The organism is Nesterenkonia halotolerans (genome assembly GCF_014874065.1).
In the GTDB taxonomy this organism is placed as follows: Bacteria; Actinomycetota; Actinomycetes; order Actinomycetales; family Micrococcaceae; genus Nesterenkonia; species Nesterenkonia halotolerans.
The window spans coordinates 613,100-633,429 of the sequence record NZ_JADBEE010000002.1; the positions used below are offsets into that span (position 1 = coordinate 613,100).

Below are 20,330 nucleotides of genomic sequence, written 5' to 3' on the forward strand. Positions count from 1 at the left end.
CTGCTCCATCTGAAGAGGTGGACTATGTGCTTGCTGGTGGTGCTGGCGATCAGGGGCTGAGGACGCGCGGCGATCAGGGGCTGAGAACCCGCCCGATGATCTTGGCGAGCAGGGAGGAGATCCGCGGGGCGGCTTCCCGGCCGGCCTCGAGCACCTCATGGTGGCTCAGCGCCTCGGGGGAGATGCCTGCGGCCTGGTTGGTCACCAGCGAGATGCCGAAGACCTCCATGCCGGCGGCGCGCGCCGCGATGGCCTCGAGTGCGGTGGACATGCCGACCAGGTCGGCTCCCATGGTGCCTGCCATCGCGACCTCGGCGGGAGTCTCATAGTGCGGGCCGGGGAACTGTGCGTAGACGCCCTGGGGAAGCTCCGGATCGATCTCCCGTGCGAGTCCGCGCAGGCGGGAGGAGTAGAGGTCCGTCATGTCCACGAAGTGCGCGCCGCGCAGCGACGAGGTGCCGGTCAGGTTCAGGTGATCGGAGATCAGCACCGGGGTCCCGGGAGCCCACTGCGGGTTCAGCCCGCCGCAGCCATTGGTGAGCACCATGGTCTTGGCGCCGGCGGCTGCCGCCGTGCGAACACCATGGGCCACGGCGTCGACGCCTCGACCCTCGTAGTAGTGGGTGCGTGCTCCGATGACGAGCACATGCGCTCCAGAGTCCGTGCGGATGACCTTGAGCGTGCCGCTGTGTCCCGAGACCCCCGAGGAGTGGAAGCCGGGGACATCCTGCGCGTCGACTTCGGCGACCAGCTCGCCGAGCTGAGCTGCGGCCTCGCCCCAGCCTGAACCCAGGGTGCAGGCCAGATCAATGGAATCCACGCCCACCTGATGCAGCAGGGACCGGGCGGCTTCCTCTGCGAGGAGATTCGCTGGCGCCGTCGGATCGTTCGTCGGGGTCAGTTCCGGGTGGGCGACCATATGCTCACCGGTCTGGGCAATGGGCTGGGTCTGGGATATGTCATCACTCACGGGAGCCAATCTACCGTCTGGGCTGGACGGATGGGGTGGCTGGGCTGGACAGATGGGGTGGCTGGGCTGGACGGATGGGGTGGCTGGGCTGGACGGGCGGGGCGTGCGGGTCGGACACGCGGGGCGGCTTGACCGGCCGCCGACGCGCGCGGCGTATGACATTGCCGGGGGAACTCGGCAGAATGGGGGCCGTGACTCCAACTAACTCGCACAGCCGCTTCGCCCCTGACCGCATCGCCATTCTGGGCGGGGGGCCAGGCGGCTACGAGGCCGCGATGGTCGCCGCAGACGCCGGTGCTGAGGTCACCATCGTGGAGGAGAAGGGGATGGGCGGGTCGGCCGTGCTCACCGACGTCGTCCCGTCCAAAACACTGATCGCCACCGCCGATGCGATGCGCCGGGTCAACCTCGCCACCGACTTCGGAGTGCGCTTCGGCCAGGGCAACGGCGATGAGAACCACGCCTGGGCCGACTTCTCCAAGGTCAACGAGCGACTGTTGAAGCTCGCGCAGAGCCAGTCCCACGACATCCACGCCACATTGGAGTCCTACGGGGTGCGTGTGGTGATCGGGCGCGGCAAGGTCATGCCTCCGCACAGCATCGAGGTCACCTCGGGTGCACATGAGGGAGAGGTCATCGAGGCCGACGCCGTCATCGTCGCCACCGGGGCCCACCCCCGCGAGCTGCCCTCCGCCAAGCCGGACGGCGAACGCATCTTCAACTGGACCCAGGCGTACAACCTCACCGAGGTCCCGGAGCACATGATCGTGGTCGGTTCAGGAGTCACCGGCGCTGAGTTCGCCTCGGCGTACCGCCGCCTCGGCGCGGAGGTCACGCTCGTCTCCTCCCGCGAGCAGGTGCTCCCGGGAGAGGATTCCGACGCCTCACAGGTGCTGGAGCACTCCTTCGAGCGCGTCGGCGTGCACGTGGCCTCGCTGACCCGCGCGGAATCGGTGCAGCGCACCGAGACCGGCGTGGAGGTCACGCTGACCAACGGCGAGGTGCTCAAGGGTTCGCACTGCCTGATGGCGGTCGGCGGCATCCCCAACACCACCGGCATCGGGCTCGAAGACTGCGGCGTGGAGATCTCCGAGTCAGGACATGTCCAGGTGGACACCGTCTCGCGGACCACCGCCAACAACATCTACGCCGCCGGAGACTGCACAGGGGTGATGCCGCTGGCCTCGGTGGCAGCGATGCAGGGACGGGTCGCCGTCGCCCATATGAAGGGCGAGAGCGTGAAGCCGCTGAAGCTCCACCAGGTCGCCTCGAACGTGTTCACCTCTCCGGAGATCGCCACCGTCGGCGTCACCCAGGACCAGGTGGACTCGGGCAAGTACCAGGCCGACGTGGTCAAGCTCAACCTCGCCACCAATGCCCGCGCGAAGATGATGAACATCCGCGAAGGCTTCGTGAAGATCTTCTCCCGCAAGGGCTCGGGCACGGTGATCGGCGCCGTGGTGGTCGCACCACGGGCCTCCGAGCTGATCTTCCCGCTGGCGCTCGCGGTCACCCATAAGCTGCACGTGGACGACGTGGCCACCACCTTCACGGTGTACCCCTCGCTGACCGGATCGATCTCCGAGGCAGCTCGCCGCCTCCACCTGCACGTCACCGACCCCGAGGACTGAACCCCGCATGAGCAGACGCCCACCCGCTGGTCCAGAACGTTCCCCGCGCACCGGCCCGGTGCGCATCCCGACAGCGGTGGACGCCTTCGCCGAGGAGTACTACGAGCGGCTGCTGGCGCTGAACCCAGAAGAGGCCACCGTGCTCGGTCGGCCCGGGGTGGAGACGCAGTACGCGGACTACTCTCCGGCCGGCCGCGAGGCGATGGCCCAGATGCAGCGTGAGGCGCTCGCCCAGCTCAGCGAGCTGACGCCGGTGGATTCGATCGATGAGGTCACGCTGCATGCGATGGCTGAACGGATCGGCCTGGACGTCGCTCTGCACGAGACCGGCCGCACCGAGCTGAACAACCTGGCCTCCGCCCCGCAGGGGGTGCGCATGGTGCTGGAGCTCATGCCCGCCGAGACGGAGGCAGACTTCGGGCACATCGCCGGAAGGCTGAGCAACCTGCCCGCCGCGTTGGACGGCTACTGGGAATCGCTGCAGGAGTCCGCACGCCGCGGCCACATCCCGGCCCGCCGTCAGGTTCAGGCCGTGGCCCAGCAGTGCAGGAGCTACTCCGAGCACGACGGCGCACTCTCCGGCTATTTGCGAGACGCCCGGACCGCAGGGGTCAGCGCCGCGAACCAGGCGGCGCTCGCCGCGGGCACCTCGGCCGCCCAGGAGGCCTACCGGCTGCTCGCCGAGCGCCTGGAACGCGAGCTGCTCCCCGAAGCTCCGGAGACCGACGCCGTGGGCATCGAGCATTATCGACTCGCCAGCCAATACTTCACCGGCACCGAGCTCGATCTCGAAGAGACCTATCGCTGGGGTCTGCAGGAGCTGAATCGGCTCGTCGCGGCCCAGCAGGAGGTGGCGGCGGCGATCAAGCCGGGAGCCACCATCGAGGAGGCCAAGGAGATCCTGAATGCTGATCCGGCCCGCCAGCTGATCGGGACCCAGGCGCTGCAGGAATGGATGCAGCGCCTCTCGGATGAGGCCGTCGCGGCGCTGAAGGATGTCCACTTCGACATCCCCGCGCCGATGGACGTCCTCGAGTGCATGATCGCCCCGACCCAGGACGGCGGGGTCTACTACACCGGCCCCAGCGACGACTTCTCCCGACCCGGACGGATGTGGTGGTCGGTCCCGCCCGAGGACGAGAGCTTCAGCACCTGGACCGAGACCACCACGGTCTACCACGAGGGAGTCCCCGGCCATCACCTGCAGATCGCCACGGCCACTCTGGTGAAGGACCGGCTGAACTCCTGGCGCCGCCACGGCAGCTTCGTCTCAGGCTTCGCGGAGGGGTGGGCGCTCTACGCCGAGGAGCTCATGGCGGAGCTCGGCTTCCTCACCGACCCCGGTGACCTGATGGGCATGTACGACATGCAGCGCATGCGCGCGGCACGTGTGATCTTCGACATCGGCGTCCACTGCGGATTCGACGCCCCGGAGGACTGGGGTGGCGCGGCCTGGACCCCTGAGCTGGGGAAGGAGTTCCTGCGCGCCCACCTGCCGATCTCGGCCGCGCAGCTGGACTTCGAGTTCACCCGCTACCTCGGGTGGCCGGGCCAGGCGCCGTCCTATAAGGTCGGTCAGCGCGTCTTCGGGCAGATCCGCGCGGAACGCGAAGAGGCAGCACGCGCCGCGGGCGAGCACCTCGATCTGCGCGCCTTTCACACGGAACTATTGGAGCTGGGAATGATCGGGTTGGACACACTGCGTTTCGCGATGCGGCCATGAGACTGTTCGCCGGCCGAAGCCGAGACTTCTCCGCCCGCCCCTCCGTCGAAGTCGAGGGGGGCCGCCTTGAGCTGCGCCCGCTGCGCATGGCAGACGAGCACCGCTTCATGGCGCTGCGCGTGATCAACACCGACTGGCTCGCCCCCTGGGATGCGACCACCCCGGAGAACCCGGCCCCACGCAACTCCTCCGCGGGATTCAAAGACATGGCGCGCACGCTCATCCGTGGAGCCCAGGCCGGCACGCACCTGCCCTGGCTCATCTGGTTCACCCCGGTGGGGGAGCAGCCGCTGCTGATCGGACAGCTCACCGTGGGCCCGATCATCGGCGGCTCGGCCCGCACCACCTCGCTCGGCTATTGGCTGGACGAGCGCTACGCCGGACGCGGTCTGATGACCTTCGCCGTGGCGCTCGCGGCGGATCACCTGTTCTTCGAGCGCGGGCTGCACCGGGTGGAGATCACCGTGCGTCCCGAGAACGTCGCCAGCCTGCGCGTGGTGGAGAAGCTCGGCTTCCGTGAGGAGGGGATGCGCCCGCGTTTCCTGCACATCGATGGCGACTGGCGCGATCATCGCAGCTTCGCGCTGACCCAGGAAGAGATAGGCGACGGACTCGTGGCGCGTTGCCGCGGATCACAATCCGGCATCGGATAAGCTCGCCCTGTACTTCACACAGGTCAGGGGGCTGGAGATGCTGGGCATTGCACACACCGAGAGCGCGTTCCTCGCTGCGGTGGAGAGCCTGCCCATCCCGTCCTCTGCGCTGATCGCGTTGATCGCCGTGCTCTTCCTCGGCACCCTGGTCCTGCGCGGACAGCGGCAGGACAGCAGCTACGCCGCCGCTGCGCAGGCCTCCTCCGAGGAGGCTCCGAGCACCGCAGCCCACCCCCACATCCACCGAGGGGCGAACATGTCCGCGAACACCGAATCTTCCCCCAGCGCCGGTCGAACCGAGAGTCGCACCGAGAGCGCCACGACCGAGAACCCCGGCCCCGTCACCGCGCAGAGCGCCCCGGCTGATGACGAGTCCAAGGACCGTCCCAGCACCGGATTCCATCTGCACTGGGGCCGGATCACCGTCGCCCTGATCGGTGTGCTGGCCCTGATCTCCGCCGTCGTCACCGGAATCCTTGCGCCGCTGACCGCTCTGCCCGCGGCAGTGCCGCTCGCAGCCGGCGGAGTCTTCCTGCTCTCGCTGGTGACCATGCGCACCATGGCCTTGGTGCGCCGACGCAAGAGCCGGCGTCGTCGGGTCCAGGCGGCCATCGACGAAGCCATGAATCCACTGCAGGCGCGGCCTTGGGAGTCCACCGCAGACAAGGGTCTCTTTGATGCGCTGAGCGCCGATGAGCGCGGCGCCGGGGGCCCCAACTCCTTGCAGCAGATCGACGAGGACGGGCTCCCGGTGGGCCTGGAGCGGACCTTCAGTCCGGAACATGCAGATTCCGGTCCCGTGCTGGGCACCGCCGCGGAGCCTGTCGGCCCCTGGCAGCCGCGCGCCGTACCGCGTCCGAAGTACCTGGATCTGGACAAGGCCGAGCGGCTGGAACCGACGCCGCTGCCGGTCGAGGATCGCACACCCACCAGTGATGCCAAGCTCACCCAGCGTCGATTCGTCGAGACCCCTGCCGCGGCGGAGGAGACGGCTCCGCAGGAGGATTCACTGAACCTGGACGAAGTGCTCAAGCGCCGGCGCGCCTGATGTCCCACGGCATGACCTCAGCGGAGCTGGAAGCCAAGCAGCTGGCCTTCATGGAGTCCTACGACGCCCATTCGCCGGTGGCCGAGGCCATCCAGCACACCGGGGTCTACGCCACCAGCGTGCACCTGGAATCCCTGCAGCACCGTCCCGGCGCAGGGGTCACGGGCATCTACCGTGTGGCCACCGGGCGCCCGGTCGTCCCGCGCGGAGGCCCCTCCGGGTCCTATACCGAGACCTCGGACCACGTGGACGAGCTTTACGTTGGCATGACCACGGAGCCGGTCTCCGCCGAGTCAGACGGGGTGGTCCATTCGCACAGCCCCTACGGGCGGCTCTCCATCTGGCAGCACCCGCTGGACCCGGCGCTGCCCGGGCTGCGGGTGGCCACCGACCCTGAGTCGGTGCGCCGGGTCTGGGGAGACGGCCGGAAGCTGGTCAGTCTGGAGACCATCAGCTACCGTCCGCTGCGCCGGGCAGTGATCGCGGCCCAGTTCGACGACGGCGCCCGGCTGTTCCTGAAGGTGCTGCGCGCCAAGCGGGCGGATCAGCTGCATACGCGTCACCGGCTCCTGCTCGAGGCGGGCGTGCCCACCGCGGTGCCGGTCCGGGAACCCGTGGAGGACGTGGTGGCGCTGCGCGAGGGGCCCGGCGAGTCCCTGGCCGAATACTTCCTCGCCGATGGTGCCGCCACGACGTCTCCGGCACAGTTCATGGAGCTTCTCGACCAGCTTCCGGACAAGGTGATGACCCTGCCCGCGCGGGATGCCTGGACCGACCGGCTCTCGGCCTACGCCACGGCGGCCAGCTCGGCCCTGCCGGGGGAGGCAGACCGGATCCGCGCCCTGGCCTCGCATATCGCCGCGGCGCTGCCGAAGACGGACCGGGGTCAGGTGGTCCCCACACACGGCGACTTCTATGAGGCCAATCTGCTCATGCACGACGGCCAGGTCTCCGCGCTGCTCGACGTCGACTCGCTGGGACCCGGGCACCGGGTGGATGACCTCGCCTGCTTCCTGGGCCACCTCGCGGTGCTGCCCGCCGTGGACGCTCGCTATGTGCACGTTCCTGCGGCGTTCCAGCGCTTCGCCACCGGGTTCGCCGCCACGGTCGACCCCCGGGCACTGCGAGTGCGCACCGCCTCGGTCGCGTTGTCCCTGGTGGCCGGGGCCCGTGACACCCGCGGGCAGTCCTGGCAGAAGCATGCGGAGCACCGGCTTGCCTGTGCCGAGGCCGTGGTGGGACTGCGCGCCCCGACCCCCGACCTCCCGGCCTGGCCCGAGCTCCAAGCCCCCTGACCAATAAGCGCACTGACCCTAGAGCTCGATCGAGGCAGTCACTCACCTCACCCGTGCACCGGTCTGGCACTCTCTGGAGGTTCTCCGACCTCGTGGATGGTGTGGCCGCTGCAGGCCGCCTTGGTGACGCTGGCCCGCTCGATCCTTTCCACGGCAAACCACCGCATCGCGTCGCGCAGGCAGCACCACCCGATCAGGTACCACCGGCCGTTTGTGGAGGCGAACAGCACCGGCTCGACATCACGGGTGGTCGTGGTGCCGTCTCGTGACGTGTAGCGGAGGCGAATCACCCGCTGCTCGGCCATCCCCTCCTCGAGCGCTGATCTGACAGCGCGCGAGGATGAAGGAGGCACGTTGACCCAGACACGGTGGGCCAGCTCGTCGGCCTGCGCTCGGGTCTTGGGATCGAGGACGTCCATGATCTTCCGGACGCCCGCCGCAGACAGATCCGCGTAGGGAGCATCGGGTGCGGCGGACACAGCTGCCATGAGCGCCACGGCCTGCGCCGGGGAAAAAGTGACAGGGGGCAGTGACGCACTCTTGGCCAACCCATAGCCACCGCCCGGACCCGGGCGAGACCAGATCGGCGCGCCGCTGTTCTCCAGCGCGTCGAGGTCTCGATGGACAGTCCGCACCGAGACCTCGAACTCTCTCGCCAACCGCGCAGCGGAGATTCCCCGCGCGCCGCTGCGACGCAGCGTCTCGGACAGGGCATGAAGACGTTCGGCTCGCTTCACCGTTCGGACCCTTGCAAATTCATGACATAAATCATGACACACCTTTGTCGATCCGTGGTGGGAGAGTCGGCACATGACAACTACTACGAGCAGTCCGACCCTCGTCCTCATCGCCGGCCATTGGCTGGGAGCATGGGCATGGAACGAAGTCCTGGAACACCTCGACACCGACCACACTCGCGCCGTCGCGATGACCCTGCCTGGTCTCGACGGCGACGACACCGACCGCGCGGAGAAGACTCTCGACGATCAGGCAGCATCGATCCGGGACGTCATCGCTCAGCAGGATGATCACCCCGTGATTCTCGTCGCGCACAGCGGAGCCAACGCCCCCGTCAGCCTCATTCTCGACCGGCACCCAGAGCTTGTCTCCCGCGTCCTGTGGGTCGATTCCGGCCCCGTGGCAGACGGCAGCGTCTTCGCTCCTGATTTTCCGGAGGACCTCGAAGAACTGCCGTTGCCTGCATTCGATGTTCTCGGGCAGCAGGCAAGCCTCGAAGGCCTGAGTGCCGAGGCCCTCGAGCGATTCCGCGCCAGGGCTGTCCCGGAGCCTGCCCTGGTGCTCCGTCAGCCCGTCGAGCTCGTGAACGAGTCGCGCCGAGGCGTCCCGACGACGTTGGTGTGCTGCTCCCTCTCGGGTGAGCAGGTGGTGGAGCTCATCCAGGAGGGTCACCCCATGTTCGCCGAGGTCGCGAATCTCGAAGACGTGGACATCATCGACCTCCCCACGGGCCACTGGCCCATGTGGAGCCGTCCCCGCGACCTCGCCGAGGTCATTGGGTCGGCGGCCAAGCCCGCGGTCCAGGTCAGGCTCAGCTGCGCATCCGGCGCTTGAGCCGGGTCAGCTTCCGGCGCAGGTCCGCGGCGGCCTCTGCCTTGCCCTGGCGCATGAGGGCTTCGATCTGCCCTTCGAGCGCATCGGCCATGAGCGAGGGGCTCGCTTCACGCTCATCGGTGGACATCCGGAAGATGGTCTCCGCCTCGTCGGCGCGGCCCATCTCCAGCAGCACCTTGGCGGCGAACACCTCGGCGTCGCCGGCGGCGTCATCATCTCCGGCTTCGACGAAGAGGTCTGCCGCCTCCAGGCCTGCCGCCACGGCCTTGGTGCCCTCACCCAGGGCGGTCCACCCGCGGGCCAGTGAATCGGTGATGTCGGCACGCTGCCAGGTGGTGCCGTGCTCGGCGGCGAGGTTCAGTGCCCGGTCCAAGTGCGCGATGCCGGCCTGATCCTCGGAGCGGGTGAGCAGATGACCCAGCGAATGCAGCGCCTGCAGCAGCACCAGCGGGTCCATGTCCTCGGTCCGCTCGACCAGCTTGAGCCCCTGCTCGTAGTGGCTGCGCGCGAGGTCGAGTCGCTCCAGGGAGGCCGCGAGGGCGCCGGCGGCCAGGTGCGCGCGGGCTGCCTCTTCGGATTCCTGGACCTCGAGGAACAGCTCTGCGGCCTCGTTCCAGTGCGACATCGCCTCGACCGGGCGGCGTAGCTGGGTGACGGCATGACCGAGGCCCATCAGCGCACGCGCTCGGGTGGATCGGTCTTCGTCGGTTCCTGCCAGGCGCACGGAGAGCGCGTCGAGCACCTTCTCGGCCTCGGCATGGTCCTCGAGCTCCAGCAGCTGCTGGCCGAGTGCCAGGCTGAGCAGCCGGGATTCGCTGAACTCTCCCAGCTCAGCCTGTTGGACGGCGATCCGCCAGGCGAGGACTGAGGCTTCGCCGTCGTCCTCTTCGCTGGTGAGCCCACCCAGCAGGGCGGCGGCGGAAGCGGCACCCTTGCGCACCTGTGCGGCTGCGTAGAGCTCCACGGAGCTCAGCGCCGCCTCGATGGCCTGGGTGTTGCGGTCCTGGTGGTGGTGGATGGTGGCCTGCAGCATCGCCATGGCACCGCGGACCGCGCGGTTGGTCGGGGCAGCGACCACCAGCTCCGCCGTGCTCAGCGACTCCTCAGGCTCGCCGCACAGCAGCAGGGTATGCGCCAGGAACATCCGCGCCCCGGCAAGCGCCTCGGGATGGTCCAGCTGCTCGAGGATGGTGCAGGTCTCGCGGACCAGCGGCAGTGTGGCTTCGGGGCCCTCGTCCTGGAGCCGACGCACGGCCAGTGAGGAGAGCACATCGGCGAGCTCCACGGAGGGTGTTCCTGCGGCCTCGTCCTCGGCGCGCAGATCCTCAGCCACTCGGGCAAGGATCTCGCCCTCGACCCGGTCGGGCTCGCGCAGCAGCATCGGTCCGAGGTCCTCTTCGACCCGTGCCTGGCGGGACCGGCCGAGGCTGCGCAGCAGTTCGATGCGCCGGGCGCAGAAGGGGGCTGAGGCCTCGGAGTCGCCCCGCATCTCGTGGACTCCGGCGAGGATCCGCAGCAGCATCAGCTGATTCTCCGGGTCATCGCTGCCGGGGGAGCGCAGCCCCGCCTCAGCGGCCTCGGCGGCTCCGCGGTACCGTTCGCCGTAGGCGCCCTCGTAGGCGAGGTCCAGCCATCCGCGGGCGTCGTGCGCGGGCACAGCTGTCCCACCGGCGGCCTGGATCAGGGCCGTCAGACGCGGGAGCAGCGGACTCGTCATCTGCACCAGAGTATCCCCGATCCGGCGCCGCCGTAGAATGGCGGCTATGACTTTCAGCCCCCCTGCGCCTCGGCGTGTTCGCAGTGCTGCCGGGCTGACCTCGCTGGCTGCTGTCGGCGCGCTGCTGGTGAGCGGGTGCTCCTCACCTCCGCCGGCGGAGGAGCCCACCGGAAGCGCCGCCGAGCGAGCCTGGACCATCGCCGTGGGGGAGCACGAGCTGGACCAGACGATCGCCAACGTCTACGCGCTGGCGCTGACCTCCCGGGAATCTCCCACAGTGGTGGAGCCCCAGGAGCAGGCCACCGGCGCTCTGGTGACCGAGGGCGGGGCAAACCTGGTCATCGGACGAACCATGGCACTGGCCCAGCAGCTGGACCAGGAGGGATGGGCGGCGTTGGACCAGCCCAGCTCTGCGGATCTGGTGGCCCTGATCGAAGGCGGGCTGGATGATGACGCCGAGCTCCTGGATCCCTCGGCAGCCGTGCTGGACAGCGCGTTGGTCATCACTTCCATCACCGCCGAGGAGCGCGAGCTCTCCACCGCCGGTGAGGTGGCAGACCCGGAGTTCGCCGATGCCTGCGACGAGCTGCGCATCGGGGTGCGCCCGGATCTGCCGGACCCCGCCCCGCTGCTGGCGGAGGTCTACGACTGTGAACCAGCCGCGATCTCGGTGGCCGGGGAGGACGAGCTGGTCCGCGGTGTCATCTCCGCACGACTGGACGCCGCCATCCTCACGGCGTCACATCCCAGCATCGAGGAACAGCGGCTGGTCGCCCTCACCGACGCCGAACGCGCCTTCCCGCAGGAGCAGTTCATCCCGGTGGTCTCCACCGAGGTCGCCGAGGGGGTTCCGGAGATCACGGCGGAGCTGGCTCAGGCCCTCGACGACGACGCCCTGGTCACCCTGCGTCGGCTCACCGACGGCGACCAGGGGCTGGGCCCCCAGGAGGCCGCAGAGTACTGGCTGGTCCAGGAGGGATTCATCGCCGAGCCCGAGGACTGGGGCTGACCCGTCTTCGGGGAGGTCATGGAGACTTGCCGGGAGGATGTCATGTCCCGCCTGATGCCCGTGTATAAGGCACAATCTGTTCATGGAGGAATTCGAGGACTTCACCCAGGCTCAGAAGCTCCGCAACGTGCGTTACGACGTGCGTGGCCCGATCGCTGTAGAAGCCGCGCGACTTGAACGTGCCGGGCATCGAATCACCAAGTTGAACATCGGCAACATGGCGCCCTTCGGCTTCGATGCACCGGACGCGATCCTGGTCGACATGATCAAGAATCTCCCCACGTCACAGGGGTATTCCGAGTCTCAGGGCATCTACTCGGCGCGCACCGCGGTGGCCCAGTACTACCAGTCCCGCGGCATGCGTGACGCCGAAGTCTCAGATGTGATCCTCGGCAACGGCGTCTCCGAGCTGATCACGATGGTCCTCCAGGCGATGATCAACCCCGGCGACGAGGTGCTCATCCCCGCCCCGGACTACCCGCTGTGGACCGGCATCACCACGCTGTGCAGCGGGCGCGCGGTGCACTACATCTGTGATGAGGAGAACCACTGGTGGCCGGACCCCGAAGAGGTGGAGTCCAAGATCACCGATCGGACCAAGGCGCTGGTCATCATCAACCCCAACAACCCCACCGGTGCGGTCTACCCGCGCGAGATCCTCGAAGCCATGGTGGACATCGCCCGGCGACACAACCTGATGCTGCTCTCCGACGAGATCTACGAGAAGATCACCTTCGACGACGCAGAGATGATCAACGCCTGCACGCTCGCCGACGACGTCTTCACGATCACCTTCTCCGGGCTGTCCAAGACCTGGCGCGTGGCCGGGTTCAGGTCGGGCTGGCTCTACATGTCCGGACCCAAGCATCGAGCGAAGAACTACATCGAGGGTCTGAACCTGATGTCGAATCTTCGGATGTGTCCCAACGTCCCGGCGCAGCACGCGATCCAGACGGCGTTGGGCGGTTATCAGTCCGTGGAGGAGTTCATCCGGCCCGGCGGCAGGATCTACGAGCAGCGCAATATCGCGCATAAGCTGCTCTCCGAGATCGAGGGCGTGGACGTGCACCAGGCCGACGGTGCGCTGTACCTGTTCCCGCGGCTGGATCCGAAGATCTACCCGATCCAGAATGACGAGGCCTTCGTGATGGAGCTGCTGCGCCAGCAGAAGATCCTGGTCTCGCATGGTCGAGCGTTCAACTGGATCGACGACAACCATTTCAGGCTGGTGTCGCTGCCTCCGGTGGAGGAGCTCGAGGAGGCGATCGCGGGCATCGCGGACTTCCTCGCCGCCTACCGGGACGCCTTCGCCCGTTCCTGACCCGGACGCAAGGCCGGGTCCTGGGCGGACGCGAAACTCTGCGCTGCCGGTGCAGTCCATGAGACGCTCAGCATACGAAACGACGCGACTCTTCCAGTTGGAAAGGTGCAGGATAGAACAGTGCGCAACCTCAGGATGCAGGAATTCGAAGACTTCACCCAGTCGCCCAAGCTCCAGGACGTCAGGTACGACGTGCGTGGACCCATCGCGCAGGAGGCCGCCCGGCTGGAGCGTGAGGGTCACGCGATCACCCGCCTGAACATCGGCAATCCCGCGCCCTTCGGGTTCGAGGCGCCGGACTCCATCCGGATGGCGATGATCAGCAATCTGCATGACGCGCAGGGTTACTCCGACTCGCAGGGCATCTACTCGGCGCGGATCGCGGTGGCGCAGTATTACCAGGCGCGCGGGATGACCGAAGCCGACCCTTCCGACATCTACCTGGGCAACGGGGTCTCTGAGCTGATCTCCATGGTGCTCCAGGCGATGCTGGCCCCGGGAGACGAGGTGCTGATCCCCGCCCCGGACTACCCGCTGTGGACCGGCGCCACGACGCTGGCCGGTGGGAAAGCGGTGCACTACATCTGCGACGAGAACAACAGCTGGTGGCCGGATCCTGAGGAGATCGAGTCCAAGGTCACCGATCGGACCAAGGCGCTGGTCATCATCAACCCGAACAACCCTACGGGTGCGGTCTACCCGCGCGAGATCCTGGAAGCGATGGTCGACATCTGTCGGCGGCACAACCTGATGCTGCTCTCCGACGAGATCTACGAGAACATCACCTTCGAGGGCGCCGAGATGGTCAACGCCTGCACGCTCTCCGATGATGTCTTCACGATCACCTTCTCCGGGCTCTCGAAGACCTGGCGTGTGGCCGGCTTCCGTTCAGGCTGGATCTACGTCTCCGGACCCACACATCGCGCCAAGAACTACCTCGAGGGCCTGACACTGCTGATGAACATGCGCATGTGCGCCAACGTCCCCGCTCAGCACGCCATTCAGGCGGCGCTCGGCGGGCACCAATCCATCGAAGATCTGATCGACCCCGGTGGGCGGCTGTTTGAACAGCGCGAGACCGCCTACCGGCTGCTGCGCGAGATCGAAGGCGTGGAGGTCCACCAGGCCGACGGCGCGCTCTATCTGTTCCCGCGGCTGGACCCGGAGATCTATCCGATCGAGAACGACGAGCAGTTCGTCATCGAGCTGCTGCGCCAGCAGAAGATCCTGGTCTCCCACGGACGCGCCTTCAACTGGATCGACGACAACCACTTCAGGCTCGTGACGCTGCCTGCCGTCGAGGACCTCGAGCACGCCATCGGCGGGATCGCCGAGTTCCTCGCGGAGTATCGGGACGCGGCAGCCCGCGCCTGATCTGGCCTGCTCTGCACGAGAGCTGCGCCTGGGCCGTGACGGATCGGAGCCTTCGGGTCAGCTGTCCTCGGTGAGCTCGGCGCGGACCTCTTCCAGACGGGTTCGGGCCCCGTCCAGCCAGCGCTCACAGCGATCGGCCAGGGCCTCGCCGCGCTGCCACAGCGCCAGTGACTCCTCCAGAGGAGCGCCGCCGGTCTCCAGCTTGGTGACCACAGCGACGAGTTCCTCGCGGGCGCGCTCGTAGCTCATGGTCTCGATGTCCTGGGTCTGCGCGGCGGCGAACTCGCTCGCAGTGGAGCCAGAGCCTGCGGATTCTCCGGCGTGGGGTGCTTCGGTCACTGTGCTGCCTTTCGATTCTGAGGGGTGTTCTGGTCCCGGGGGTAGATCTCCTCCGCGCGGGCGGTGAGCTCTCCGGAGGCCACCATGATGCTGAGCTGGTCCCCGCGGGTCAGCGTCCCTGCCTCGCGCAGGACCTCCCAGCCGGCTTCCCGCTGGGCCTGGACGACGGCGTAGCCACGGTCGAGGGTGGACTGCGGAGACAGTGAACGGACCCGGGCGCGGGTGTGGGAGACCCAGTCGGTGCCCCGTGCCAGTGCGGATTCCATGCCGAAGAGCGCGCGACGGCGCAGCCCCGCGAGCTCCTGGGAGCGGACGGAGAGCATGTCCTGGGGCTGGGCCAGCACCGGACGAGAGCGCACGGCCTGCAGCCAATCGGTCTCTCGGCGCAGCAGTCGCTCCACTCCGGAGGACATGCGTTCCCGTGCCTGGCTGAGATTCTCACGCTCCTGAGCCTCGTCCACCACCAGCAGCTTGGCTGCCCCGGTGGGGGTCGAAGCGCGCATGTCAGCGACCTCGTCGAGCAGCGGCCGGTCCGCTTCATGCCCGATGGCTGAGACCACCGGGGTGCGCGCCGCCGCCACGGCCCGGATCAGCCGCTCATCGGAGAAGGGCAGGACGACCTCTTCCAGGGCGCCTCCGCCCCGGGCGATCACGATCACCTCGACGGAGGCGTCGGCGTCGAGCTCTGCCAGAGCGGCGGCCACCTCCTGGGGTGCGGTGGGTCCCTGAGTCGCGACCTCACGGATCTCGAACTGGGCGGCCGCCCAGCGGGCATGGGTGTTGCGCAGGATGTCCTTCTTGGCGTCGGAGTTGCGGCCTGTGATCAGCCCGATGCGCAGCGGCAGCACCGGAAGCGACTGCTTCAGCTCGGCCCGGAAGAGTCCTTCGGCGGCCAGCTTCTGCTTGAGCTGTTCGATCCGGGCCAGCAGGTCTCCGAGCCCGACAGGCTTCATCTGCTGGGCCACCAGGGAGAGTCGCCCGGATTTCTCATAGAGATTCGGCTTGACCAGAGCGACCACTCGCGACCCGGGGGAGACGGTCCCGTTCAGCCCGCCCGCCACGGTGCGCCACGCGACGGTGGAGAAGGAGACCTCCTGCTCCAGATCGCGAAGCGTCATCCAGGCGTTGCCGTTGCGCAGGTTGAACTCCACGAGCTGCCCCTCGACCCAGGTGGGTGGGGCCATCTCGATATGGGCCTTCAGCTTGCTGGAATAGGTGCTCAGCGGCCACGGCGTCTCGGCGGAGGTGTCTTGGGCCTGTGCCGGCTGGCTCATGCGCTGCTCCTGCTCATCGAAGAATTCTTCCCCTCGACGGTCTCACCCGGAAGGTTCTGTAAGGTGCTCTACAGCCTATGCCACCCCTCTGACACGCCTGAAGGAGTTATCCCCATGCGTCAGGTCTTCAGCGTGATCGTGCTGCTGCTCGCCGCGCTGCTTGCAGCTTCCTCCCTTGCGGGGTTCCAGATCAACCAGCTGCTGCGTGAGGACGAGCCTATCCGCGAGATCGCCGGCGACCTGCCGGAGCAGGAGGCCTTCAGCGAGATCATCTCCGCTGAGCTGCTGGAGCGGGTGGAAGCAGAGCTCCCCAGCGTGATCTCTGCGCTGGTCGGCGATCGCGCCGATTCGCTGGTCGATGACCTCGTCGGCTCCATGGTGGAGAACGAGCAGGTATCGGCAGCCTGGGATGACACGCTGCAGGAGACCCGCAGCGATTACACCGCACAGCTTGAAGGTGTCTTCGCCGACGGAACCACGGGAGATGCCAGTGATCTTGATCTCGCGGTGGATCTGAGCCCGATGACCGAGGCGATGACGGAGCCGCTGCGCGAGGGCCTGGATTCCGCCCTGGGCTGGCTGCCCTTCGTGGACACCTCGAGCTTCGAGTTCCTCGCCCCTGAGGTGATGATCGATGTGGAGGCCACGCTGCAGGACGGCGCCGACCCCTACACCTGGGCGCTGCTCGCCGCCGCCAGCGAGCACTGGCTCGTGATCGCCATTGCGGCCGGAGTCGTGGCCCTGCTGGGCCTGCTGCTGGGACCGAGGCGCAGCCGCTGGGTGGCACTGACCGTGGGAGGACTCCTCGCACTGGGGCTGGGGCTCTGGATCGCGCTGACCGCGGCCGCACCGGACTTCGGACCGCTTCCCGATGCCGCCGCGCAGTCCCTGGTGGACCATGTCCAGGAGCAGTACACCGGGTGGGCTCAGCCGCCCTGGTGGATCTTCAGCGGAACGGCGGGCGCCGTCGTCGTCGTGGGGCTGCTGGGCAGTCTCATGCCGCGCAGCAAGCGGGCCTGACTTCTCACAGACGGCAGTCGCCGAGTGTCGCCACATACAGCGACGCAGTGTGACCCGGCCAAGCCCCCGCCGGTAGACTCTTGGCATGACTTCCACCGCCACCGCCCCCGACGCTCCGGCACGGCGCCAGCACATCGCGGTCCCCATGCCGATGGTGCCCCGCAAGCGCCGCAGCCCCGAGGAGGTGGCCGCCGAGTCCACCTTCGAGGGACCGCGCAAGGTCCTGCTGGCTGCCCCGCGCGGCTATTGCGCCGGAGTGGACCGCGCCGTGGTCGCGGTGGAGAAGGCGCTGGATACCTACGGCGCCCCGGTGTACGTGCGCAAAGAGATCGTGCACAACCGCCACGTGGTCGAGACGCTGCAGGAGAAGGGCGTCATCTTCGTGGAAGAGGCCGACGAGGTGCCCCACGGCGCGATGCTCGTCTTCTCCGCACACGGCGTCTCCCCAGCGGTGAAGGATCTGGCGGAGAGCCGCAATCTGCAGACCATCGACGCGACCTGCCCGCTGGTGACCAAGGTGCACCGCGAGTCGGTGCGCTTCGCGAAGGATGACTACGAGATCCTGCTCATCGGCCACGAGGGCCATGAGGAGGTCGAAGGCACCTACGGCGAGGCGCCGGACAACACCACCATCGTCAACGGTCCCTGGGAGGTCGACGATCTCCAGGTGCGCAACCCCGACCGACTGATCTGGCTCTCGCAGACCACGCTGTCCGTGGACGAGACCATGGAGACCGTGCAGAAGCTGCGGGAACGCTTCCCGAACCTGCAGGATCCGCCCTCGGACGACATCTGCTACGCCACCTCCAACCGCCAGGCGGCCATCAAGAAGGTCGCGCCCGACTCGGACCTGGTGATCGTGGTCGGCTCCGAGAACTCCTCGAACTCCGTGCGGCTCAAAGAGGTCGCCAAGGAGTACGGCGCCGCCCGCGCCGAGCGCGTGGACTACGCCAACCAGGTCGATGAGGCATGGTTCCAGGACGCGGCGACGATCGGTGTGACCTCGGGCGCCTCGGTCCCCGAGGTCCTGGTCGACGACGTGCTGCGTCTGCTCGCCGACTACGGCTACGGCGAGGTCGAAGAGGTCGTCACGGCGGAGGAGGACATCGTGTTCTCGCTCCCCAAGGAGATCCGCCAGGCGCTCACCCAGGCCGGGCACGAGGACGTCGGCCGCGGCGGACGCAAGCGCAACGCCTAGCTCCACCAGCTGAGCCTCTCCGCTGGGTCTACACCCTTCGCGGTCCGGTTTCCCCGTTCGTCCGGGCGCCATTTCCCCATGTGTCGCATCGCTATGCCATGTCCCATCGCTATATCCGTCCAAAGGGATGGGACATGGCACACGCATGCGACAGTGCGTGAAGCAGTGGGCTGGAGCTGACATACGATGAACGTATGACGGTGCTGGGCATGACGGCGGTGATCGCCGCCGCGGTGCTGATCGGCACGATCCTGCAGCGGGTCTCCGGCACCGGAGTGGGCCTTGTGGTGGCCCCGGTGCTCTCCATCCTTCTCGGACCTGCCTTCGGCGTGCTGGTCACCAATATGACCACCTTCGTCTCCGGCTGCCTGATCATGATCGCGGTGTGGTCGCAGGTCAGCTGGCGCCACTTCTGGCTGATCATGCCCGCCGCGGTGATCGGCGCGATCCCCGGCGCCTGGCTGGTGGGCCAGCTCAGCGCGGGGTGGCTCTCGATCATCGTGGGCGCGATCGTGGTCTTCGCGCTGCTGGTGACCGTCGCGCTGCCCCGGCTGCCGCATCTGCCCGGTCGATGCGCCGGGCTTCTCGCCGGGGTCCTCGGCGGGTTCTTCAATGCGGCCTCCGGTGTGGCGGCCCCGGTGATGGTCATCTACTCCCGGCTCTCGCGCTGGGACCAGCGCAGCTTCGCCGCGACGCTGCAGCCCATCTTCATGACCATGGGTGCGGTCTCCGTGCTGGCCAAGCTTGTGATCGGCTCCGTTGACCTCAACGGTCACGCGGGACCTTCACTGGGCTGGCTCTTCCCGGTCATCGTGGGGACCGTGGTGCTCGGAATCCTGATCGGCACCCAGTTGGCAAAACGCGTGTCCATTCCGGCTGCCCGCAGACTGGCGATGACGCTGGCCGGGCTCGGGGGAGCGGGGGCCATCATCCGCGGCACGCTCGAGGTGCTCGCGTGACACCACGCGGCCCGGCGGGCCGCGACGGGCAGGCCGCCCCGCACAGCCGACGACTGCTGATCGCGCTGTTCTTCATCGGTGTCGCGACCTTCGCGCAGCTGTACTCTCCGCAGGGACTGCTCCCGCTCATCGCCGCCGAGCAGCAGGTCTCCGCGGACCGGGCGGCGCTGATGATCTCCGCGGCCACGCTCGGCCTCGCGCTGGGGGTGATTCCCTGGTCCTATGTCGGCGACGCCCACGGCCGGAAACCCGCCATGGTCTGGGCGATCAGCCTGGCCTGCCTCTTCGGTGGACTGGCCGTGCTGATGCCCGGCATCTCAGCAGAGTTCGGCTTCGAGCTGGCCCTGGTGCTGCGGTTCATCGAAGGCTTCATGCTCGGCGGCGTGCCGGCGCTGGCCGTGGCCTACCTCAACGAGGAGGTCAGTCCGAAGATCGCCGTGGCCGCGGCAGGCACCTACATCTCGGGCACCTCCCTGGGCGGGCTGACCGGACGCATCGTGGCCGCACCGGTGGGGGAGCAGCTGGGCTGGAAGATCGGGATGCTGATCGTCACGGTGATCGCCGCACTCTGTGTGCTGGTCTTCCTGAGGATGGCGCCGGCCGCGCAGAACTTCACCCCCGCCAGGGCCCGGCCAGGAGAGGCGCTGCGCTCACTCACCGGGAACCTGGGCTCGCCCACGCTGAGGATCCTCTACCTTCAGGGCTTTCTGACCATGGGCGGCTTCGTCGCGATGTACAACTTCCTCGGCTTCCACCTCACCGCGCCGCCGTTCTCCATCCCGCTGGGGATCGCCTCCTTCGTGTTCCTGGCCTACCTCGCGGGCACCTGGTCCTCCCCGCGCGCGGGCCGGCTGGCGGCGCGGTACTCCCGCAAGCCGGTGCTGCTGGCGGGGAACCTGATCATGATGCTCGGGGTGGGGCTGACGCTGATCCCGAATCTGGGGGTCGTCATCCTCGGCACCGTGGTGCTGACCGGGGGCTTCTTCGCCGCGCATGCGGTGGCCTCGGGGTGGGTCGGTGCTGCGGCCACGGCTGGTCGCGCGCAGTCGGCCTCGCTGTACAACCTCGGCTACTACGGGGGCTCCTCGTTGTTCGGCTATCTCGGCGGAACGGCCCTGCACCTGGCCGGCTGGCCCGGGACGGTGGCGATGGTGCTCGGTCTGGCGGGGCTGGCGACCCTGCTGGCCGCCGTCGTGCTGCCCAAGAACTAGCTGTGTGGCAGCGCTG

Annotated in this window: 18 protein-coding genes; 13 read left to right on the forward strand and 5 right to left on the reverse strand. The window is 68.0% G+C overall.

Features of this window, described 5'->3' with window-relative positions; translation table 11 throughout:
• Positions 1 to 73 precede the first annotated feature (73 nt).
• Positions 74 to 919, reverse strand: coding sequence for a purine-nucleoside phosphorylase (locus tag H4W26_RS13050; RefSeq protein ID WP_192592777.1), 846 nt, complete (start codon positions 917 to 919; stop codon positions 74 to 76).
• A 233-nt stretch (positions 920 to 1,152) separates the two neighbouring features.
• Here H4W26_RS13050 and H4W26_RS13055 point away from each other — a divergent pair, with 233 nt between their 5' ends.
• From H4W26_RS13055 to H4W26_RS13075, 5 genes are read left to right on the forward strand one after another with little or no spacing between them, the layout of a single operon-like run.
• Positions 1,153 to 2,601: an NAD(P)H-quinone dehydrogenase gene (locus H4W26_RS13055; RefSeq protein WP_192592627.1), complete on the forward strand. Its 1,449-nt coding sequence runs from the start codon at positions 1,153 to 1,155 to the stop codon at positions 2,599 to 2,601.
• A gap of 7 nt (positions 2,602 to 2,608) precedes the next feature.
• On the forward strand, positions 2,609 to 4,324 hold the full coding sequence (locus H4W26_RS13060; RefSeq protein ID WP_192592628.1) for a DUF885 domain-containing protein: 1,716 nt from the start codon (positions 2,609 to 2,611) through the stop codon (positions 4,322 to 4,324).
• Positions 4,321 to 4,977 (forward strand): GNAT family N-acetyltransferase, encoded by a 657-nt coding sequence (locus H4W26_RS13065; RefSeq protein WP_192592629.1) that lies wholly within the window; start codon positions 4,321 to 4,323, stop codon positions 4,975 to 4,977. Before H4W26_RS13060 ends, H4W26_RS13065 begins: the two co-directional genes overlap by 4 nt.
• A gap of 37 nt (positions 4,978 to 5,014) precedes the next feature.
• On the forward strand, positions 5,015 to 6,025 hold the full coding sequence (locus tag H4W26_RS13070; RefSeq protein ID WP_192592630.1) for a hypothetical protein: 1,011 nt from the start codon (positions 5,015 to 5,017) through the stop codon (positions 6,023 to 6,025).
• 11 nt (positions 6,026 to 6,036) lie between these two features.
• Positions 6,037 to 7,320: a phosphotransferase gene (locus H4W26_RS13075; protein WP_192592631.1), complete on the forward strand. Its 1,284-nt coding sequence runs from the start codon at positions 6,037 to 6,039 to the stop codon at positions 7,318 to 7,320.
• Positions 7,321 to 7,367: 47 nt separating this feature from the next.
• Here the strand turns inward: H4W26_RS13075 and H4W26_RS13080 are convergent, their stop codons facing one another.
• Entirely contained in the window at positions 7,368 to 8,057 is a 690-nt protein-coding gene (locus tag H4W26_RS13080) for a helix-turn-helix transcriptional regulator (protein WP_192592632.1), read from the reverse strand.
• 73 nt (positions 8,058 to 8,130) lie between these two features.
• Between H4W26_RS13080 and H4W26_RS13085 the strand changes: the two genes are divergently transcribed.
• Positions 8,131 to 8,892 (forward strand): alpha/beta fold hydrolase, encoded by a 762-nt coding sequence (locus H4W26_RS13085; RefSeq protein ID WP_192592633.1) that lies wholly within the window; start codon positions 8,131 to 8,133, stop codon positions 8,890 to 8,892.
• Here the strand turns inward: H4W26_RS13085 and H4W26_RS13090 are convergent.
• On the reverse strand, positions 8,870 to 10,609 hold the full coding sequence (locus H4W26_RS13090; RefSeq protein WP_192592634.1) for a tetratricopeptide repeat protein: 1,740 nt from the start codon (positions 10,607 to 10,609) through the stop codon (positions 8,870 to 8,872). The genes H4W26_RS13085 and H4W26_RS13090 overlap by 23 nt on opposite strands.
• Before the next feature lie 46 nt (positions 10,610 to 10,655).
• Here H4W26_RS13090 and H4W26_RS13095 point away from each other — a divergent pair, with 46 nt between their 5' ends.
• The 3 genes from H4W26_RS13095 (at position 10,656) to H4W26_RS13105 (ending at position 14,313) form a co-directional block, all read left to right on the forward strand.
• Positions 10,656 to 11,618 carry a glycine betaine ABC transporter substrate-binding protein gene (locus H4W26_RS13095; RefSeq protein ID WP_192592635.1) on the forward strand — a complete coding sequence of 321 codons (963 nt, stop codon included), beginning with the start codon at positions 10,656 to 10,658 and terminating at the stop codon, positions 11,616 to 11,618.
• A gap of 82 nt (positions 11,619 to 11,700) precedes the next feature.
• Positions 11,701 to 12,939, forward strand: coding sequence for a pyridoxal phosphate-dependent aminotransferase (locus H4W26_RS13100; RefSeq protein ID WP_192592636.1), 1,239 nt, complete (start codon positions 11,701 to 11,703; stop codon positions 12,937 to 12,939).
• A gap of 135 nt (positions 12,940 to 13,074) precedes the next feature.
• On the forward strand, positions 13,075 to 14,313 hold the full coding sequence (locus tag H4W26_RS13105) for a pyridoxal phosphate-dependent aminotransferase (RefSeq protein WP_192592778.1): 1,239 nt from the start codon (positions 13,075 to 13,077) through the stop codon (positions 14,311 to 14,313).
• A 57-nt stretch (positions 14,314 to 14,370) separates the two neighbouring features.
• On the opposite strand, the gene H4W26_RS13110 is transcribed toward H4W26_RS13105, so the two are convergent.
• Positions 14,371 to 14,652, reverse strand: coding sequence for an exodeoxyribonuclease VII small subunit (locus H4W26_RS13110; RefSeq protein ID WP_192592637.1), 282 nt, complete (start codon positions 14,650 to 14,652; stop codon positions 14,371 to 14,373).
• Positions 14,649 to 15,926: an exodeoxyribonuclease VII large subunit gene (gene xseA, locus H4W26_RS13115; protein ID WP_192592638.1), complete on the reverse strand. Its 1,278-nt coding sequence runs from the start codon at positions 15,924 to 15,926 to the stop codon at positions 14,649 to 14,651. Before xseA ends, H4W26_RS13110 begins: the two co-directional genes overlap by 4 nt.
• A gap of 114 nt (positions 15,927 to 16,040) precedes the next feature.
• Between xseA and H4W26_RS13120 the strand changes: the two genes are divergently transcribed.
• From H4W26_RS13120 to H4W26_RS13135, 4 genes are all read left to right on the forward strand, one after another.
• Positions 16,041 to 16,946: a hypothetical protein gene (locus H4W26_RS13120; protein WP_192592639.1), complete on the forward strand. Its 906-nt coding sequence runs from the start codon at positions 16,041 to 16,043 to the stop codon at positions 16,944 to 16,946.
• Between the two features lie 85 nt (positions 16,947 to 17,031).
• On the forward strand, positions 17,032 to 18,144 hold the full coding sequence (locus tag H4W26_RS13125; RefSeq protein WP_225940028.1) for a 4-hydroxy-3-methylbut-2-enyl diphosphate reductase: 1,113 nt from the start codon (positions 17,032 to 17,034) through the stop codon (positions 18,142 to 18,144).
• 194 nt (positions 18,145 to 18,338) lie between these two features.
• On the forward strand, positions 18,339 to 19,103 hold the full coding sequence (locus tag H4W26_RS13130; RefSeq protein ID WP_225940029.1) for a sulfite exporter TauE/SafE family protein: 765 nt from the start codon (positions 18,339 to 18,341) through the stop codon (positions 19,101 to 19,103).
• Positions 19,100 to 20,314: an MFS transporter gene (locus H4W26_RS13135; RefSeq protein ID WP_192592640.1), complete on the forward strand. Its 1,215-nt coding sequence runs from the start codon at positions 19,100 to 19,102 to the stop codon at positions 20,312 to 20,314. Before H4W26_RS13130 ends, H4W26_RS13135 begins: the two co-directional genes overlap by 4 nt.
• Positions 20,315 to 20,330: the final 16 nt, after the last annotated feature.

Coding starts and splice junctions, on each gene's coding strand:
- xseA (WP_192592638.1), bottom strand. CDS start 15,926: ATGAGCCAGCCGGCACAGGCCCAAGACACCTCCGCCGAGACGCCGTGG.
- H4W26_RS13060 (WP_192592628.1), top strand. CDS start 2,609: ATGAGCAGACGCCCACCCGCTGGTCCAGAACGTTCCCCGCGCACCGGC.
- H4W26_RS13125 (WP_225940028.1), top strand. CDS start 17,032: ATGACTTCCACCGCCACCGCCCCCGACGCTCCGGCACGGCGCCAGCAC.
- H4W26_RS13105 (WP_192592778.1), top strand. CDS start 13,075: ATGCAGGAATTCGAAGACTTCACCCAGTCGCCCAAGCTCCAGGACGTC.
- H4W26_RS13055 (WP_192592627.1), top strand. CDS start 1,153: ATGGGGGCCGTGACTCCAACTAACTCGCACAGCCGCTTCGCCCCTGAC.
- H4W26_RS13130 (WP_225940029.1), top strand. CDS start 18,339: ATGACGGTGCTGGGCATGACGGCGGTGATCGCCGCCGCGGTGCTGATC.
- H4W26_RS13070 (WP_192592630.1), top strand. CDS start 5,015: ATGCTGGGCATTGCACACACCGAGAGCGCGTTCCTCGCTGCGGTGGAG.
- H4W26_RS13065 (WP_192592629.1), top strand. CDS start 4,321: ATGAGACTGTTCGCCGGCCGAAGCCGAGACTTCTCCGCCCGCCCCTCC.
- H4W26_RS13120 (WP_192592639.1), top strand. CDS start 16,041: ATGCGTCAGGTCTTCAGCGTGATCGTGCTGCTGCTCGCCGCGCTGCTT.
- H4W26_RS13095 (WP_192592635.1), top strand. CDS start 10,656: ATGACTTTCAGCCCCCCTGCGCCTCGGCGTGTTCGCAGTGCTGCCGGG.
- H4W26_RS13100 (WP_192592636.1), top strand. CDS start 11,701: ATGGAGGAATTCGAGGACTTCACCCAGGCTCAGAAGCTCCGCAACGTG.
- H4W26_RS13050 (WP_192592777.1), bottom strand. CDS start 919: ATGGTCGCCCACCCGGAACTGACCCCGACGAACGATCCGACGGCGCCA.
- H4W26_RS13075 (WP_192592631.1), top strand. CDS start 6,037: ATGACCTCAGCGGAGCTGGAAGCCAAGCAGCTGGCCTTCATGGAGTCC.
- H4W26_RS13090 (WP_192592634.1), bottom strand. CDS start 10,609: ATGACGAGTCCGCTGCTCCCGCGTCTGACGGCCCTGATCCAGGCCGCC.
- H4W26_RS13085 (WP_192592633.1), top strand. CDS start 8,131: ATGACAACTACTACGAGCAGTCCGACCCTCGTCCTCATCGCCGGCCAT.